Origin of the sequence: Actinomadura sp. GC306 (assembly GCF_004348665.1) — a bacterium.
GTDB lineage: Bacteria > Actinomycetota > Actinomycetes > Streptosporangiales > Streptosporangiaceae > Spirillospora.
In genome coordinates, this window is sequence record NZ_SMKM01000535.1 from 1 (window position 1) to 1193 (window position 1193).

Here is a 1193-nt window from a genome sequence, read left to right on the forward strand (position 1 = left end):
GGTATTCTCTACCTGACCACCTGAGTCGGTTTAGGGTACGGGCCGCCAGTACACTCGCTAGAGGCTTTTCTCGACAGCATGGGATCACTCACTTCACCTAAAACGGCTCGGCATCACATCTCACCCTTGAATGCGCTGCGGATTTGCCTACAGCGCGGGCTACATGCTTACCCCAGGACAACCATCGCCTGGGCTGAGCTACCCTCCTGCGTCACCCCATCACTCACCTACTACCCCCTCGGGTCCCACGCTCCCCCCACGACAAGCCCGAAGGCTCAACGCAGGGTTCGGATGGTTAGCATCAGAGGGTTCAGCGTTGGCGCATACCAGCGGGTACGGGAATATCAACCCGTTGTCCATCGACTACGCCTGTCGGCCTCGCCTTAGGTCCCGACTTACCCTGGGCGGATTAGCCTGCCCCAGGAACCCTTGGTCATCCGGCGCAAGAGTTTCTCACTCTTGACTCGCTACTCATGCCTGCATTCTCACTCCCACAGCCTCCACCACTCGATCACTCGGCGGCTTCACCGGCTGCAGGACGCTCCCCTACCCACCCCAAACACACGTCTGGAGTGCCACGGCTTCGGCGGTGTGCTTGAGCCCCGCTACATTGTCGGCGCGGAATCACTTGACCAGTGAGCTATTACGCACTCTTTCAAGGATGGCTGCTTCTAAGCCAACCTCCTGGTTGTCAGAGCAACTCCACATCCTTTCCCACTTAGCACACGCTTAGGGGCCTTAGCCGATGATCTGGGCTGTTTCCCTCTCGACTACGAAGCTTATCCCCCGCAGTCTCACTGCCACGCTCTCACTTACCGGCATTCGGAGTTTGGCTGACGTCAGTAACCTTGTAGGGCCCATCAGCCATCCAGTAGCTCTACCTCCGGCAAGAAACACGCAACGCTGCACCTAAATGCATTTCGGGGAGAACCAGCTATCACGGAGTTTGATTGGCCTTTCACCCCTAACCACAGGTCATCCCCCAGGTTTTCAACCCTGGTGGGTTCGGGCCTCCACACCGTCTTACCGGCGCTTCACCCTGCCCATGGCTAGATCACCCCGCTTCGGGTCTACAGCATGCGACTCAAACGCCCTATTCAGACTCGCTTTCGCTACGGCTACCCGCCACCGGTTAACCTCGCCACACACCATAACTCGCAGGCTCATTCTTCAAAAGGCACGCCATCACCAAC

Annotated in this window: 1 rRNA gene; it reads right to left on the reverse strand. The window is 58.1% G+C overall.

Going from position 1 to position 1193, the window contains the following annotated elements:
- Positions 1 to 1193 (reverse strand): 23S ribosomal RNA (locus tag E1200_RS33345); the annotation flags it as partial.